At 64.7% G+C, this 17,485-nt stretch carries 10 protein-coding genes; 6 read left to right on the top strand and 4 right to left on the bottom strand.

All coding sequences use genetic code 11. The features are described from left to right. Positions 1–121 precede the first annotated feature (121 nt). From BLU39_RS15130 to BLU39_RS15125, 3 genes are all read left to right on the top strand, one after another. Complete coding sequence (locus BLU39_RS15130; RefSeq protein WP_254788984.1) at positions 122–1,744, top strand: CehA/McbA family metallohydrolase; 1,623 nt, start codon at positions 122–124, stop codon at positions 1,742–1,744. A 106-nt stretch (positions 1,745–1,850) separates the two neighbouring features. Next, complete coding sequence (locus tag BLU39_RS28220) at positions 1,851–2,309, top strand: DUF3592 domain-containing protein (RefSeq protein WP_175539323.1); 459 nt, start codon at positions 1,851–1,853, stop codon at positions 2,307–2,309. Between the two features lie 152 nt (positions 2,310–2,461). Further along, on the top strand, positions 2,462–4,567 hold the full coding sequence (locus BLU39_RS15125) for a prolyl oligopeptidase family serine peptidase (protein ID WP_175539322.1): 2,106 nt from the start codon (positions 2,462–2,464) through the stop codon (positions 4,565–4,567). Positions 4,568–4,803: 236 nt separating this feature from the next. On the opposite strand, the gene BLU39_RS15120 is transcribed toward BLU39_RS15125, so the two are convergent. Then, entirely contained in the window at positions 4,804–5,427 is a 624-nt protein-coding gene (locus tag BLU39_RS15120; RefSeq protein ID WP_092714331.1) for a glutathione S-transferase family protein, read from the bottom strand. A gap of 252 nt (positions 5,428–5,679) precedes the next feature. Between BLU39_RS15120 and BLU39_RS15115 the strand changes: the two genes are divergently transcribed. Both BLU39_RS15115 and BLU39_RS15110 read left to right on the top strand, forming a co-directional pair. Then, a complete protein-coding gene (locus BLU39_RS15115) occupies positions 5,680–8,385 on the top strand; it encodes a M1 family metallopeptidase (protein ID WP_092714329.1) in 2,706 nt (901 codons plus the stop codon). A gap of 572 nt (positions 8,386–8,957) precedes the next feature. Further along, complete coding sequence (locus tag BLU39_RS15110) at positions 8,958–9,674, top strand: YceI family protein (RefSeq protein WP_254788983.1); 717 nt, start codon at positions 8,958–8,960, stop codon at positions 9,672–9,674. Here BLU39_RS15110 and BLU39_RS15105 read toward each other — a convergent pair. Next, the gene (locus tag BLU39_RS15105) at positions 9,637–10,266 is read right to left on the bottom strand and encodes a LysE family translocator (RefSeq protein WP_092714327.1); all 630 of its coding nucleotides are present in this window, start codon (positions 10,264–10,266) and stop codon (positions 9,637–9,639) included. The two genes, BLU39_RS15110 and BLU39_RS15105, sit on opposite strands and share 38 nt — an antisense overlap. A gap of 156 nt (positions 10,267–10,422) precedes the next feature. On the opposite strand from BLU39_RS15105, the gene BLU39_RS15100 reads away from it, so the two are divergent. Beyond that, positions 10,423–13,311 (top strand): hybrid sensor histidine kinase/response regulator, encoded by a 2,889-nt coding sequence (locus BLU39_RS15100; protein ID WP_254788982.1) that lies wholly within the window; start codon positions 10,423–10,425, stop codon positions 13,309–13,311. Here BLU39_RS15100 and BLU39_RS15095 read toward each other — a convergent pair. Together BLU39_RS15095 and BLU39_RS15090 are read right to left on the bottom strand one after the other, a co-directional pair. After that, entirely contained in the window at positions 13,296–14,207 is a 912-nt protein-coding gene (locus BLU39_RS15095) for an alpha/beta hydrolase (RefSeq protein WP_092714325.1), read from the bottom strand. The genes BLU39_RS15100 and BLU39_RS15095 overlap by 16 nt on opposite strands. Positions 14,208–14,209: 2 nt before the next feature. Next, positions 14,210–17,347, bottom strand: a complete 3,138-nt coding sequence (locus tag BLU39_RS15090; protein WP_254788981.1) for an NAD(P)-binding protein — start codon at positions 17,345–17,347, stop codon at positions 14,210–14,212. Between the last annotated feature and the right edge of the window lie 138 nt (positions 17,348–17,485).

Below are 17,485 nucleotides of genomic sequence, written 5' to 3'. Positions count from 1 at the left end.
CAAGTGGCAACTCTTGTCTAACTACCATCTGAAGCAGTAGCGGGAGGCCACGATGGTCAAGACACTGCGGCGTCGCTTGCGACCGCCATGGCTGGCATGTGCGTGCGCCGGACTGTTGCTGATGGCATGGAGCAACACTGCCGCCGCGCAAGAGACTAAGGAGCACAGCGAACTCGATGCCACCGTTGTCGCGCCCTTCCGCGCCGCGCGCGGCGAGCGGGTCACGCAGGCGCGCACCTTTCTTGTTCGCCTTACCTATCCCGACGAGGGGCGCGCGCATGCCGTGCAGTGGACCTTGACCTTGTCCGGCCCCGGCCCGCAAGGCCCCGTGCTGCGGCGCTGGTCGGGCACGGAACAGGTGGGGGTCAACGGCAAGAACGTGAACTTGCCTTGGGATGGCCGCGCCGATGCCGATGCCCGCGAACGGCGCGTGCTGGCGCCGGACGGCTTGTACGAACTGCGCTTGCTGGCCGTGGCCGATGCGGGCTCGCCGCAGGAAGCGCAGGTGGAACAGCAGTGGCCCATCCAGGTGCAGCGGGGCGCAAGCACGGCGCCCACGGTACCCGCCTTCCAGGCCGGCCTGCGACAGCTGACCAGCCTGGAAGGCCAGCCCGGCTACCGCGTCGTCTACGCCAACCTGCACAGCCAGACGCGCCACAGCGACGGCGGCGCCCCGCTCGACGCCTGCCATGGCGCGCAAGACCCGCAAACAGGGGCCTACGGCCCCATCGATGCCTATAAATATGCGCAAGACCACGGACTCGACGCCCTGCTGACGTCCGAGCACAACCATATGTATGACGGCTCCGACGGCACCAACAGTGCGGCGGTCGCAGCGGAAGCCAAAGCGCTGTACCAAACGGGACTGGCCGAAGCGGCTGCGTATTCGGCCGCCCATCCCGGTTTCCTGGCCCTGTACGGCATGGAATGGGGCGTCATCAACAAGGGCGGCCACCTGAATATCTTCAATAGCGAACAGTTGCTGGGCTGGGAAAAAAATGCCCAGGGTGAATTGCTGGCCGATATCGAGACGCCGAAGGGCGATTACGCGGCCCTGTACGCGCTGATGCGCGAACGGGGCTGGATAGGCCAGTTCAACCATCCTGCCTATGCAGGCCAGTTCCTCGTCAACGGCCAGCCGCTCGGCTACACGGCGGACGGCGACGCGGCCATGGTGCTGTGCGAAGTGATGAATACGTCCGCCTTTTCCACGAACGACGAGGAAACGGAAACCCGGCGCAGCAATTACGAGGCGGCATGCAACCGGGCCCTGGCGGCCGGCTACCACGTGGCTTTCAGCAGCAACCAGGACAACCACTGCGCCAACTGGGGCGCCTCGTATGGCAACCGCACGGCCGTGCTGGTGACAAACAAGGCTGCCGATACATCATTGTCGCGCGACAGCTTGCTCGAAGCGCTGCGCGCGCGCCGCGTGTTTGCCACCATGGACAAGCATGCGCAACTGCTGTTCACGGCCAACGGCAAGCTGATGGGCGAGCGTTTCGACAACCACGGTCCCTTGCACCTGGCCACCAGTTTCAGCAACGGCGCCGGGCGGCAGGCGGCCGCCGTCGCCATCTTCCACGGCGTGCCGGGCGGCAATGGCTCCGTGACACCCATCACGGACCAGGCCGATGTCACCGTCACGCCCGCACCCGGCCCCCATTTCTATTACGCGCGGCTGACGCAGGACGATGGCAATATCGTCTGGTCGGCACCCGTGTGGGTCAATCAACTGCCGTGAATGCCGCGTATCAGGGAACGGCAACCGCGACGGAATCCATTCTTCTTCGCAGGTGTTGTGTTGCTATACTCATGCAATAAAAACGCTGAGTCCCGATTTTACTTTCATGCATTCCATCAAATTCATTCTGGCATTCATCGCGCTTCTCGCACCCCTTGCGGGCTGCCATGAAAAAGCGGAACAGTATCAAGGATTGGCCGAACGCGCAGTGACCAGCCCTGCGACTGTCAATGGTACGGCATGCCAAAATCATGGCTCGGTATCTTATTCCTATGTAATCGATGGAAAAAGATATTACGGCTGGACTTCTAGCTCAGAATTATCGGTTTCTTCGTGTTCGGATATCAGGCCTGGCCATGCTTTTCCCATTTATTATGACCCCCTGCATCCATCGGTCAATTCGATCAAGGAACCCTGGGAAGAATATGAAAGCAGGCGGGGCTACCATATCCCTGGATGGCTGATCTATTTCCTGCCGCTTTTTATTCCCTTTTTCGTACTCGGCATTGAAATACTGAAAGACAAACAAAACGACACGAGCGCGCCTGCGCATGGCGATCACTAGCCAAGCGTGTGCTGCACGCAAACAATATTGGAAAAGTAATTATTTTTTAAGCAGCCGTCCATAGACACTGGTTCCCCAAAGCAATCCATGGCACCATGGCTACGCCGTTTTGCCTGCAACGCGGCCTCCATCGGACCAACCAGGAACCCTCTATGTCGTCATATCGCATTCTCGCCGGCAGCATGCTGCTCGGTCTGGCCACCGCGGGCATCGCCCATGCACAAGACCCCGCCCCTGCCGCCGCCAACGCCGATCCCCATTTGTGGCTGGAAGAAGTCCTCGGCGACAAGCCGCTGGCCTGGGTCAAGCAGCACAATGCCGTCACCACCAGGGAACTGGAAGCCCAGCCCGGCTTCCCCGCCCTGCAGGCGCGCCTGAAGACCATCCTCAACTCGAAGGAACGCATTCCCTACGTCAGCAAGGAAGGCGAGTTTTACTATAATTTCTGGCGCGACGCCCAGCACGTGCGCGGCATCTGGCGCCGCACCACCCTGGCGCAATACCAATTGGCCGAACCTGTCTGGGAAACCGTGATCGACCTCGACCAGTTGGCCACCGGCGAGAGTGAAAACTGGGTCTGGGGCGGCGCGTCCTGCCTGTATCCGAAGGGCGAACGCTGCCTCATTTCCCTGTCGCGCGGCGGCGGCGACGCCAAGGTGGTGCGCGAATACGACGTGGCCAAGCGCGCCTTTGTCGACGGCGGCTTCACCCTGCCCGAAGCAAAGGGCAGCGCCAGCTGGATCGACCAGGATACCCTGTTCGTCTCCACCGATTTCGGCCCCGGCTCGATGACCAGCTCTGGCTACCCGCGCATCATCAAGCAGTGGCAGCGCGGCACGCCGCTGGCGCAGGCGCACACCTTGTACGAAGCCAAACCCGACGACCTGAGCGCCGGCGCCTACAAGGATTTCACGCCCGGCTACGAACATCAATTTATCGAACGGCAGATCGATTTCTACAGCGGCGAAACCTTTTTGCGCGATGGCGCCGAGTTGAAGAAGGTGCCGAAGCCGGACGACGCCACGGCCTTCACCGTACGCGACCAATTGATCATCACCCTGCGCTCGGACTGGAAAGTGAACGGCAAGATTTACCTGCAAGGCTCCTTGCTGGCCACCGACTTCAAGTCCTTCATGCAGGGCAAGCAGGACCTGGAAGTGCTGTACGCGCCCACGGCCACGTCGTCGCTGGACAATGTCACGGCGACCAGGTCCGCCATCCTCGTCACCACCCTGGACAAGGTCAAGAACCGCCTGACGGAACTGCGCCACGTGAACGGCAAGTGGCAGCGCCGCGCCGTCGATGCGCCCAAGCTGGGCACCCTGGCCGTCAGCGCGCTCGACCCGGTCGACTCGGACCAGTACTTCCTGACGGTGACCGACTTCCTCAACCCGACCACCTTGTACCTGGCCACGGCGGGCAGCGACCAGCGCACGAAGATCAAGTCGCTGCCCGCCTACTACGACGCCACGCCGTACAAGGTCGAGCAGTTCGAATCGACGTCGAAGGATGGCACGAAAGTGCCGTATTTCGCCATCATGGGCAAGCAGACCAAGTTCGACGGCAGCAACCCCACCGTGCTGTATGGCTATGGCGGCTTTGAAGTGTCGCTCAAACCCAGCTACAGCGGCACCACGGGCGTGGCGTGGCTGGAAAAGGGCGGCGTGTATGTGCTGGCGAATATCCGCGGCGGCGGCGAGTTCGGTCCCCGCTGGCACCAGGCGGCGCTGAAGGAAAACCGCCAGCGCGCGTATGACGATTTCATCTCGGTGGCGCAGGACCTGATCAAGCGCAAGGTCACCAGCCCGCGCCACCTGGGCATCATGGGCGGCAGCAATGGCGGCCTGCTGACGGGCGCCGTGCTGGTGCAGCGTCCCGATTTGTTCAACGCCGTCGTCAGCCAGGTGCCGCTGCTCGACATGCGCCGCTATAACAGGATGCTGGCGGGCGCTTCGTGGATGGGAGAGTACGGCGACCCGGACGTGCCGGAACAATGGGCTTACATCAGCAAGTACTCGCCGTATCAGAACGTCTTCAAGGACAAGAAATATCCGCGCGTGCTGTTTACCACCTCGACGCGCGACGACCGGGTCCACCCCGGCCATGCGCGCAAGATGGTGGCGAAGATGGAAGAGCAAGGCCACGACGTGCTGTACTGGGAAAACACGGAAGGCGGCCATGCTGGCGCGGCCAACAACGACCAGCAGGCGCTGATGTGGGCGCTGACCTATACCTTCCTGCACGAGCAGCTGAAATAATGTGGTGGTGTCGGATTACGCGCTCACGCGCTAATCCGACCTACCGAGCTGTCGGTAGACGTAGGCCGGCGTAGGTCGGCTTAGCCCAACGGGCGTAAGCCGACAACATTGTTGGCCCGCCCGCGATGATGTTGGATTACGCGTTCCGCTAATCCAACCTACCGGGCGTAGGTCGGGTTAGCCCACCGGGCGTAACCCGACAAACATTGTTGACATGGGCCGGTGGCAAAATATCCTTACTTCGCCTGCGCGCTGGGACGTTCGGCGATGCGGTCGCGGTAAGCCTGCAAGTGCTGCAAGCCTTCCGCGCCCGGACGGTACTTCATCAGGCCGCGCGCGAATTCCAGCGCGCAGAAGGCCGTGATGTCGGCAATCGTGAAGCGGTCGCCAGCGATGTAGGGCTGGTGGGCCAATACCTGGTCCAGCCATTGCGCCGTCTCGCGCAGCTTGCCCGCCTGCGCCGTGGCGAAGTCGGGGAACTGCGGGTTTTCCAGCGCCACCAGGGCCGGATGGCCGTGGCGCACCCAGTTGGCGGCGGCGCTGAACAAATGCAGCTCCACGCGGCGGTCGGCCATCTCGATAAACGCGCGCTCCTCGTAACCCTCTCCCATCAGGTTCGGCTGCGGCTGCAAGCCTTCCAGGTAGGTGCAGATGGCGCGCGTCTCGGTCAGCACGCGCCCATCGTCCAGCTCCAGCACGGGCACGCGGCCCAGCGGGTTTTTCGCCAGGAAGGCGGGATCGCGATGATGGCCCGCCATCAGGTCGAGCGCCACTTCCTCGATACCGGTGATGCCCTTCTCGGCGATGAACATGGTGACGCGGCGCGGATTGGGCGTACGGGGGCTGATAGTCAGTTTCATGTGCTTGGGTCTCGTCTTGTTATGTTAGTGGACGCGGCTGCGGGACTGGCCTGCGGCAGCATGGTCACGCGTCCATCATACCAGCGCACCGCCATGGTGCGGCGCCCCTGGCGCGTTGACTTTGCCCCCGTTTCGCCTTAGATTGCTGTACGGGAACGCTGGCCGCCAGTTCCAGCGATGTCCCCCACACGTCATCAACGCCCGCAGCCTACCCGGCTGTCGGGCGTTTTATCCATGAAACTAGGGCATACCATGCATCGCACACCGACTCCGCGCTTCCGGCGCAGCCAACTGGCCGCCGCCGTCCTGGCACTGGCTTCCATCACCGCGGCCTATGCGGGCCACGCCGCCGCAGCGCCAAAGTACGCCTCGGCCAGCCACGCCGCCACGACCACCACGCAGCTGCCGCGCGGCGTCACGCCCTTGCACTATATCGTGTCGATCACGCCGGACGCCGCCGCCTCCACCTTCAAGGGCGCAGTCGCCATCAAGGTGGCCGTCGACAAGCCAACGGCCAGCATCACCTTCAACGCCTTGAACCTGGCGTTTTCGGCAGCCGCCATCGAAGGCGCGGGCGGCGGCAAGCAGGTGACGCGCAAGATCGATTTCGATGCGGACAAGCAGACGGCCACCGTGCATTTCGCCGAGCCGCTGGACAAGGGCGAATACCTGCTGCGCATCGATTACACCGGCAAGATCGGCACGCAGGCCACTGGCCTGTTCTCGCTCGACTACGACACGCCCGAAGGCCGCCAGCGCGCGCTGTACACGCAGTTCGAGAACTCGGACGCGCGCAGCATGCTGCCATCGTGGGACGAACCGGATTACAAGGCCACCTTCGATCTCGACGTGGTCGTGCCAAGCGGGCAGATGGCCGTCGGTAACATGCCGATTACCCGCAGCGAGGAGATGGGCCATGGCATGAAGCACGTGTACTTCGCCACCACGCCGCGCATGTCGACGTACCTGCTGTTCTTCGGCCTGGGCGACTTCGAGCGGGCCACGGCCATGAGCGAAGGCACGGAAATAGGCGTCATCACGAAGCGGGGCGCGCTGGCGCAAAGCCGCTTCGCGCTCGACGAGTCGGCCGCCCTGCTGCGCGAATACAACGATTATTTCGGCGTGCGCTACCCGCTGCCCAAGCTCGACAACATCGCCGCGCCGGGCCGCAGCCAGTTCTTCGGCGCCATGGAAAACTGGGGCGCCGTGTTCACCTTCGAGTATGGCCTGCTGCTCGATCCGGCCATCTCGACCCAGGCCGACAAGGAAAACATCTACACCACCCTGTCGCATGAAATGGCGCACCAGTGGTTCGGCGACCTGGTCACCATGCGCTGGTGGGACGACCTGTGGCTCAACGAAGGTTTCGCCTCGTGGATGGAAAGCCGCACGACGGAGCGTTTGCACCCAGAATGGAACACTGCCCTGTCCAGCGTGGCCGGGCGCGAGTCGGCCATGAGCCAGGATGCGCTGCGCACCACGCACCCCGTGGTGCAGCGCATCGCCACCGTGGAGCAAGCCAGCCAGGCCTTCGATGGCATCACCTATCAAAAAGGCGAAGCCGTGATCCGCATGCTCGAAGCGTATGTGGGCGCCGATACGTGGCGCACGGCCGTGCGCAACTACATGCGCAAGCATGCGTATGGCAATACGGTGTCCGACGACCTGTGGCGCGAAGTCGATGCGGCCGCCGGTAAGCCTGTCAGCGCCATCGCCCACGATTTCACCCTGCAGCCGGGCGTGCCGATGATCACGGTAGGTAACGCCGTGTGCAGAAACGGCAATACGCGCGTGCGCCTGACGCAGACGGAATTTTCCAAGGACCAGCCGAACAAGAAACCGCTGTCGTGGAAAGTGCCGGTGATCGCCTCGACGGTCGGCAACGGCAAGCTGGCCACGGTGCTGGTCAAGAATGGCAAGGCGACCTTGAACGTGCCAGGCTGCGGCACCCTGCTGGTGAACGCGGGCCAGAGCGGCTATTACCGCACCGTGTACGCGCCGGCCAACACGCGCGCGCTGGCGGGCAGCTTCGCGCGCCTGGCGCCGATCGACCAATTGGGCTTGCTGGCGGACAGCCAGTCGCTGGGCCTGGCCGGTGCGCAAAACCTGGCCGACTTCCTGGAACTGGTGAAGGCGACGCCGCTGTCGGCCGATCCGCAGGTGCTGGGCAGGGTGGCCAGCTCACTGGGCAGCCTGTACGAACAGTATGCCGGCGACAGCGCGGAAAGCAAAGCGCGCCAGCAGGCCTTCGGCCGCTTTGCCGTGGCGCGCCTGGCGCCGATGATGGCGCAGACGGGCTGGGAAGCGCGCGCGGGCGAAGCATCGAGCGTGGCGACCCTGCGCGGACAACTGATCGCCATCCTCGGCGACATGGGCGAACCGGGCGTGATCGCCGAGGCGCGCCGCCGTTACGCGGCCAGTGAGCAAGATCCCGCCGCCATGCCCGCGCCGCTGCGCCGCACCATCCTGGGCGTGGTGGCGCAGCATGCGGACGAGAGCACCTGGGAGCAGCTGCACGCCAGGGCGCGACAGGAGCAGACGCCGCTGGTCAAGAACCAGCTGTACGACCTGCTGGCCTCGAGCGACGATCCCGCCCTGGCGCAGCGCGCGCTGGCCCTGGCGCTGACGGACGAACCGGGCGTAACGAATAGTCCGGCCATGATCTCGCGCGTGTCCCGCACGCATCCGGAACTGGCTTTCGACTTCGCCCTGGCCCACCTGGAGCAAGTCAATGCGCGCATCGACGCCAGCTCGCGCAGCCGCTACTTCCCCCGCCTGGCCGCCGGTTCGGCGCAGCCGGACATGATCGCCAAGCTGGAAGCGTACGCGCAAGCGCACCTGCCGGCCGGTGCGCGCGGCGACGCCGACAGTTCCGTGGCCGGCATCAAGTACCGCATCAAGCTGCGCGCCGAACGGTTGCCGGCCGTCGATGCGTGGCTGGCGAAACAGGCGGGCTAAGTGATTGGCTTCCCGGCACCGCGGCGCTGCGGCGCCGGGAGCTGAGGAAAACGCAGGCAAAAAAAACCGGCTTCGCAAGGTGCGGTAGCCGGTTGAAACGCTGTTTCAGAGCGCAGGGATAAAACGGGAATACATGAAAAACACATGAAAAAGTGGAAATCGTGCCGGTCATTGAGGTGTCCGGCAACCTTGCGCCCGGGGTTTCCGTGCGCCATGTATCCACTATGCCAGCCCTTCATGAAGACAGGCTTAGGACTTCATTAAATCCCCGCCCGATTCCCGTATTTCCCCTGCCCCACCCTGCAATCATTACTACAAAACAAGTTTTACGTGTCTGGTGCCGATGGTTGAGCTCACCGGCTAAGCTGTTGAGTCATGCCTGCATCCTATCGCTCCCGGAGCGTAGTGATCTGCGCATCGCATGCTGTGTGCCAACAAAAGCATCATAACAGCGTCATATGACCGCCATATGACGTAGCTCTAACATTGCACGCGCACCAATGCGCGGATCGCGTACTATTCCCCCATCGCCCATCGCCCATCGCCCTTGTTCCATCTATTCCATCCGCCCCATGTTCAGCCAGAATCTTCGCACCGTTTTCCTGCTTGCCTGCGCCTTGCTGGCGTCCTGCACACCCCTGCCGCCCGCGCCTGCGCCGGCTACCCCTGCCGCGATGCCCGCGCCCGCGTGGCAGCGGCAGGGCGTGCGGCTGCTGCACATTGCGCCCGACGAATCGCTGCTGACCATCACCGTGCGCCGCGGCGGTGCGCTGGCGCGGCTCGGGCATGACCACGTGGTGGCCAGCCATACCCTGCAGGGCGTCGTGGCGCCCGCGCCGGGACGCGCGCAATTCCGCTTCCGGCTCGACGAGATGACTGTGGATGAAGCAAGCCTGCGCCAGGCGGCCGGTTTGACGACGACGCCGTCGGCCGACGCCATCGCCGGCACGCGCCACAATATGCTGGTGCGCGTGCTCGAGGCGGAACGCTATCCGTGGGTCGGCATCGACGCACGGCGCACGGGCGACAAGCAGGTGTTCGACGCCGACATCACCCTGCATGGCGTGACGCGCACGGTACAGCTGCCGGTGCGCATTGAAAAAACGGCCGGTGGACGCGGCCTGCAGGCCAGCGGCAGCCTGCTATTGAAACAGAGCGACTTCGGCATCGTGCCTTTCGCCATCCTGGGCGGCGCCATGGCCGTGCAGGATCAGATGGAACTGGCGTTTCGCATTACCGCTCGGCAAGACGTCAGCGCGCCAGGATCAATCGCAAGCCCAGGCCGATGAAAATCGTGCCGGCCACCCGGTCCAGCCACAGGCCCGCACGCGGACGGCGATTCAGCCACAGGCCGACGGCGCCGGAAAAATAGCCGAGCAGACCGAACAGCACGCAGGCCTGCGCCGTGAAGACGAGGCCCAGCTGCGCCGTCTGCCAGCTGGCGCTGCCCTGGCCCGCGACGATGAACTGCGGCAGGAACGACAGGAAAAACAGCACGACTTTCGGATTGATACTGTTGGCGAACAATCCCTTGCCAAAAAGACGCAGCAGGGATTCATCGGGCAAGGCCGCCGCGCCATCGACTCTGGCGCCGCCACGGCTGCGCAAGGCGCCGATGCCCAGCCACACAAGATACAGCCCGCCGGCCACTTTCAGCATGGTAAATGCCGTGGGCGAGGCGGCCAGCAGGGCCGACACGCCGATGGTCGCCAGCACCGTGTGCGTGAGGCAGCCGAGGGCGCAACCGAGGCCGAAGGCCATGCCCTGGCGGCGCCCGCGCGACATGCCCACGCCCAGCACCATCAGGTTGTCGGGGCCGGGGCTGGCGGTGATCAACACGGCGGCGGCCAGAAAGGCCAGAAACTGGTCGGGACTGAGCATGAGTATCTCGCGGGCAAAGGCACCATGATACCGGAGCGGGCGCCAGGCGGACAGGACATGAAATTGCCCGTGTGTCACCAAGAGTCGATTAAAATGGGCATTCCATAGCACACGGCGCTGCCGCCGGTTCCCGCGCGATCATCACCATATCCATCGATGCCAGCCCACCCGCCCCCCTCCCGCCACCGCGCGCCCAGCTTCCGCGTCAGCGCCTGGCTATGCGGCTGGCCGCTCCTGCTCAGCCTGCTGTTCGGCTTGCTGGGCCTGGCGGGTGCGGCGCAGGCCGCTCCCATTCCCCTGAGCAAGCAAGGCATCCATCACCTGGGCGATGGCGGGCAACTGTTTCTCGCCGACAATGAAGCCGCGCCTGCCGGCGCCACCGCCCTGCCCGCCTGGCTGGCGCGCCAGCGCCCTGCCGACCAGGTCGACCTGTTCGGCGGCGCCTACTGGCTGCATGCGCAGGTGCGCAACGACAGCAGCGAAGCGGCCTGGGTCATCGACCCGAACGACACGCTGATCGACCTGGTGGACGTGTACGTGTACGGCCCCGGGCCGCACACGGCGCCGCAGATCTTGCTGACGGGCTACCAGCGGCCGCACGAGTATTTGCTGCACTACGGCGGGAACGTGCAGCTGGCGCCGGGCGCCACCTACGATATCCTGATCCGCTTTTCCAGCCCGTATTATGCGCGCGCGCCCATGTTCGGCGTCAAGACGCAGCAGGATTACCGCAAGCTGGTGGGCAAGGAAAATTTCCTGATGGTGGCGTCCATCGGCGCCCTGCTGGCGCTGGGCCTGTTCAATTTCTTCATCTTTTCCATCACCCTGGAAAAAGCCTCTGCCTATTACGCGCTGTATGTGCTGACGTACGGGCTGGCCTGGGCCATGACCTTCCACGTCTTTGCCGACCTGTTCGACTGGCACCAACTGCAGCTCCATTACGTGCCGTTTTTCCTGCTGCCCGTCTTCAGCACCCTGTTCTACATGCATTTCCTGCGCCTGCGCGACTACTCGCCCCGGCTGCACGGCATCAGCAAGATCAACCTGGTGCTGCCCCTGCTGCTGCTGCCGAGCTGCTTCTTCGCCCTGTCGTATGCGCACACCCTGGCCACCATCGCCATCAGCATCTGGATGCTGCTGGCGCTCATCTGCGGCATCGTCGTCTGGCGCCGCGGCTACCAGCCGGCGCGCTTCTTCGTGCTGGCCTTCGTCGCCCTGATGCTGCCCGGTTTCCTGATCCTGCCGGCCAACCTGGGCCTGATGCCGGCCATGGTCGCCAACGCCCAGCTGGTGACCTTGCTGGGCGGCACCTTTGACGGCTTGCTGCTGGCCTTTGCCCTGGCCGACCAGATCCGATTGCTGCGCAATAACCTGGAACAACGCGTGCAGGAACGCACCCTGGCGCTCACCCTCAGCAACGACGCGCTGCTGAAGGCCAAGGAGCACGCGGAAGTGGTCAGCCGCCACCGCATCGATTTTCTGTCCGCCATGAGCCACGACATCCGCACGCCGCTGGCCGGCGTGATCGGCATGCTGAAATTCGCGCTGCGCGACCAGTCCGTGCGCGGGCGCACGCAGGAATACCTGCGCATCGGTCTGCACAATGGCGTGTCGCTCTTGACCATCCTCAACGACATCCTCGATTTCTCGAAGATCGACGCGGGCAAGCTGACCCTGGAAACCGTGGACTTCGACCTGCTGGCGCTGATCGGCGACGCGGCCGGCATCGTGCAGGGCCAGGCCGACGCCAAGAGCCTGCTGCTGCGCCGCGAACTGGCGCTGGACCTGCCGCGCTACGTGCGCGCCGACCCCACGCGGCTGCGGCAAATTCTCATCAACCTGCTGGGGAACGCGCTGAAATTCACGGCCAATGGCGAAGTGCTGCTGGAAGTGCGGCGCGCCCGCACGCCGCCGCGCCGCGACGGCCGCAACGCCATTGAATTCATCATCAGCGATACAGGCCCCGGCATCGACGCGGACACCTTGCCGCGTTTGTTCCAGAAATTCGAGCAGGCCGACCATTCCACCACGCGCCGCTACGGCGGCACGGGCCTGGGCCTGGCCATCTGCAAGGAGCTGGTCGAACTGATGAACGGCACGATAGGCGTGGAAAGCCGGGTCGGCATCGGTTCGCGCTTCCATTTCACCTTGCCGCTGGAAGACGGCAGCGCGCCGGCGGCCGACGCGCGCCGGCCCGCACGCCACGCGCGCCACGCCTGCCGCCTGCGCATCCTGTGCGCCGAAGACGTGCGCACCAACCAGATCATCATCGGCACCCTGCTCGAAAGCATGGGACACGAGGTCACCATCGTGGAAAACGGCGAGCAGGCGCTGCGCGCGCTGGGCACGAGCGCCTACGATTGCGTGCTGATGGATGGCCGCATGCCGGAGATGGATGGCGAACAGGCCGCGCGCCTGATCCGCGCAGGCGGCAACGCGCAATTCCCGATCCCCGACGCGCAGATTCCCATCCTTGCGCAGACGGCCAACGCCAGCGAACATGACCGGCAGCGCTACCTGGCGTCCGGCATGGACGACTTCCTCAGCAAACCCGTCGACGAAGCGCTGCTGTTCGAAAAGATCGACGCCATCATCGACCTGCTGCTGGCGCGCGGCCACGCGCTGCCGCCTGCCGCGCCCACCGCAGACGATACCCTGGCGCGCCAGTTCGGCCTGGACGACGCCGCCGAACCAGCCGCGCCGGCCGATCCCATGACGGCGCCCGTGCACATTCTGCCGCTGGCGGGACTGTCGCCGCAGCACTTGCAGCGCATCGCGCAAGCGTTCCTGACGGAAGCGCCGCGGCGCCTGGACCTCGCTTGCCACGCCGTGCGCGATGGGAACGCCAGCGCGGCCGCGGCCGCCTTCCACGCCTTGAAGGGCAGCGCCGGCTACCTGAGCCGCCCCACCCTTCACAGCCTGTGCCACCAGATGGAAACCCTGGCCTCGAACGGCCAGCTCGATAACGTGGAACAGTTTTTGCCGCAATTGCAGACGGCGCTGGACGCGGCGCGGCGGGACCTGGAAACTCAGCCCGCAGGTTGAGGCATCCAGCCCCGCGCTTGCAGCCACGCCAGCAACAGCTGCGGCCACGCGGCCGGTTCGCTGCCCGGCTTGCCCAGGCCCCAGCCATGTCCTCCGCTCTGGAACTGATGCAGTTCGACGGGCACGCCCGCGCGGCGCAGGGCGGCGGCCATCAATGTACTGTTATCGGGCGGTGAAATCGGATCGTCGAGCGCCTGCGCGATGAAGGTGGGCGGCGTGCGCGCATCGACGTGCAATTCCACCGACAAGGCGTCGCGCGCCGCCTGCGCGGGATGAGCGCCCAGCAGCTGTTTCTTCGCATGCGTCGTGTCGAATGGCCGCTGCATGGTCAGCACCGGGTACAGCAGCACGGCAAAGTCGGGCCGCGCGGAGACGCCATCCATCGCATCGACGGGAGCATAGCGGACGGCATCGGGCTGCACGGCCGTCATGCCGGCCAGGTGCGCGCCGGCGGAAAACCCCAGCATGCCGATGCGCGCCGGGTCGATGCCCCACTCGGCCGCGTGCACCCGGATCACGCGCATGGCGCGCTGGCCATCCTGGAATGGCGCGGCCACCCCGCCGCATTCCTGCGGCAAGCGGTACACGAGTTCAAACGCCGTGACGCCCTGCGCCTGCAGCCAGTTGGCGGTGGGGCCGCTCTCCTTGCCCGCCTCGATATGCGCATAGCCGCCGCCGCTGACCAGGAGAATGGCGATGCCGTTCGGCTGCGCCGGGCGGTGCACGATCAGGTAAGGCTGCTCGACCTGCGTGATGGAACCCTTGGCGCCATCGCGCTGCGGGCCCGGCGCCGCGCCACCGGGCGGCGCGCCCGGCCACAGCACGATCGCGCCGGGCGGCGCCGCGCCCGCGTGCAAGTGGAACAGGACTAGACACGACAGCATCAGGCGCCGCATGGCTAGAAATCCTTCTCGCCCTGGATCACGGCCGGATAGCCCGTCATGGCGCGCGAGGTCTGCATGCCCGCCATCACGGCCGCCTCGACGCAGCCCGCGTTGAGGCCCGTCCTGATCCAGTCGCCCGTGAGGAACAGGTTGCTGAACCCTGACTGGTCGGTGGCCAGCCGGTACTGCGTGCTGCCCACCACCGACATCACGTAGCGCTCGGACGGGTCGACGTTGGCGCGCCAGTACTGGCTGTCGAAGCGCGCCGGCCCCGCCCCCTCCTGCGCATCGACCAGCCATTGCCATGGAAACGCGCCCGGCGCGCCCGCCTCCGACCACAGCGCGCCGATCTCGCGCTCGAGCTGGTGCAGCGCACCCTGCTTCGCCCTGGCCGCGCAGCGGGCTGGGAAATCCGTGTCGGTGACGGGCGGGTAGCTGTCGACGGGGAAGGCGCTGCAAAAATACGAGACGTTTTTCGGCTCCAGCCCCGCCGGCCAGTCTTCACGCGCCAATAACTGATCCATCGGCGCCCACGTGTCATACGGCTCCGTGAAGGCCGACAGCACCGGCTGCTGGCCTTGCGGCTGCGTGGTCCAGCCCATCTGCGCCAGATTCTTGTTGAGCCACACCTGGTAAGCCTGCGTGGCCACGGTTTGTACCTTGTCGGCCGCCAGTTGCAGGGCCGGGCTTTGCGCCAGCAATTGCGGGCACAAGGCTTGCAGCGAGCCGATGGAAATGCCGAACACCACCTTGTCGAAGTCCACGCCCTTCTTCAATACCGTGGCGGGCAGCGCGCGGCCGAACGCCTGCCGGTACTGCTGCGGCCAGGCGCTCCAGTACGATTCCAGGTTGACGTCCTGCGCCTGCAGCAGCGCCGCCTCGGCCGGTTCGATCTGCGCGTAATCGGGCGCGCTGGGCCAGCAGGCCAGGCCCTTGACGTCCACCAGCGGCGCGTAGCCGGCGGCCGGGTCCTTCAATTGCACCTGCTGCGTGATGCGGATGCTGGCTATGTCGCCCGCGCCCGGCACCAGCTCTTCCACGCGCTGGAAGAACTTGAATTCCACGCCCCTTTTCTTCAGCACTTCGTACATCGGCGTGAAAATCGTGTCGCCCATGCCGGCCTGCATCTTGAACATGATGCCGCCCTTGTAGGCCAGGCCGATGCGCGCCATCGAGCGCAAGAGCGTCCCCGCCTCGATGTTCGGCCTGGAAAAATCGCCGCCTTCGTAGGCAAACACCAGGTCGTAAAAGCCGCGCACGGGCGCCGAGTTGACGCTGAACTGCTCGTCGCCGCCATGTTTGCGCAGCCAGGCACGGAAATCGATATCGTTGATGACGTCAAAGCCGTTCTTGAACACGCCGTCCTCGAACATGCCCTTCATGACCGTGATGCCCAGGTCCAGGCAGGTGAACAGGCGGCGCAATTCATCGTCGCCATCGATCAGGGCGCGGTAGCGCAGGCGCAGCCACGCGCGGATGCCGTTCAGGGTGCTGGCCAGCAGTTGGTGGCGGGCCTGGTCGTGGCGCGTGGAATCGGGCGCCAGGTCGGCCACCAGCGCCACCATCGCGCCGACGGACAGGCCCACGTCCAGCCCCAGTTCATCGGCCTGCCCCACCACTTCATCGGCCAGGCGGCGCAGCCAGCCCGGCCACACGCCCTCTCCCTGCGAGGCGCTGGCGCGCACGATGCGCGCATCGGCATCGGCCACTTGCCGGATCTGGCGTATCCACTGCTCGATCCAGCCCACCATCGCGATGGCCATCTGCCACAGCGTGATGTCTTCGCCGCCCTCGCCCGGCTCGCCCGGCAAGGTGGGAAAGACGATGGACCAGTTGCGCCACTCTCCCTTGACGTCTTCCGACAGGGCCACGTAATCGTGCTGCTTGAAGGCGTCCCGCCAGGTGGCCAGCGGCGCGCCGGGCGGGCGCTCCAGGCTCGCATATGCTTCCTTGATCATCTTGAAGGCGTTCGCGTAGAAGCCGAACCAGATGTGCAGGCCGTGCTCCTCGATGCGCTGGCCCGCTTGCGCATTGCGCCCGCTGGCGCCCTTGCCGCCCAGGCGCCAGCCCAGCTGGTAGACAGTGATGGCATGCCGGTTTTGCCAGCCCGGCTGGTTCGTCAAATAATACGCGGTGGTCATGGCCGCCACGCCGCCGCCCAGGATGGCGATCTTTTCCGGCGCGATGCGGGAATTGTCGACCAGCTCCTCGCCCGGCATGGCCGTGAAATCGAAGTTCACATTGAAGGGCAAGATGGCCGCCTGCGGTCCCAGCCGCAAGCCCAGGGTCTGGTCCAGCGGGAAGCTGTCAAACGCATGCACCGTGCATTCATATTCATAGCCGAGCAGGCGCGCGCTGTGCAAACGGTTGATCTCGGCCGGCGCGGCCACGAGGGCCTGGTACACGGCTTTCACGCCCGCGCTGTCGGGGAATTGCTTGAGGAAAATCTGGTCGATGCGCGGATTGCGCAGCAAGGACAGAATATCGGCCCAGCCGGCCTGGTCCATGTCGAAGAAATCGGGAATGGCGAGGAAAATCTGGAACGCCTGCTCGATGAGTTCCAGGAAACTGTTGACGGGCTTGTGCGGCCCCGTCTGGACGGTGGCGTTGACTTCCAGCAGCGGGTGCAGGGCCAGTTTCGTTTCCGGCGAAAAATGCTGGAAGCCCTTGGCGGCCACGGAACAGCGCAGCGGCTCGCTGCCGGCGGCGGGAATCTCGTAGTCACACAGGTATTTCGGATAACCGAACAGTTCGCGCCCGTTGATCAGGGCCATCGCGTCATCGACGAAAATATGGCACGGGTACCAATAGATATGCGCGAGCTTGCCCGCCGCATCCATCTGCCCCACCATGATCCAGGTGACGATGTCGACTTCCGTGATCCAGCCCTTGGCCTGGTCGACGGGGTTGGCGGAGTCCGCATGGTTGACGCGCGTAAACGTCAGCATCACATACGGCGACAGGGCCTTCAGTGTCATCTTGCTGCCCGCCACCTGGTTCAGGGTGGTATTCACGGTCGCTTGCAGCTTGGCCAGGTCGCCCCTGACGAAATAGCCATACATTTCCGACTGTTTCAATTGCAGCGGCGAGTGCATCATCACCGAACCGCCCTGATAGATATACGAAGGTCTTGCCGAAGGTTGCGCCGTCATTGCCCTGCCCCCAATTAAAGTTTCAGACAAACAAGATTGCTACAGTGTATTTCAGAAACAGCATTGCATGATATGAAATAAATTAAAGGATTTGCCAAGATGCATAGCTTGGGCTTGCGCACGGCAGCCGGGGCAAGC

It is taken from the genome of Janthinobacterium sp. OK676 (genome assembly GCF_900103595.1).
Taxonomy (GTDB): Bacteria; Pseudomonadota; Gammaproteobacteria; order Burkholderiales; family Burkholderiaceae_D; genus Janthinobacterium.
This window is presented reverse-complemented; position numbering and strand designations above follow the sequence as displayed.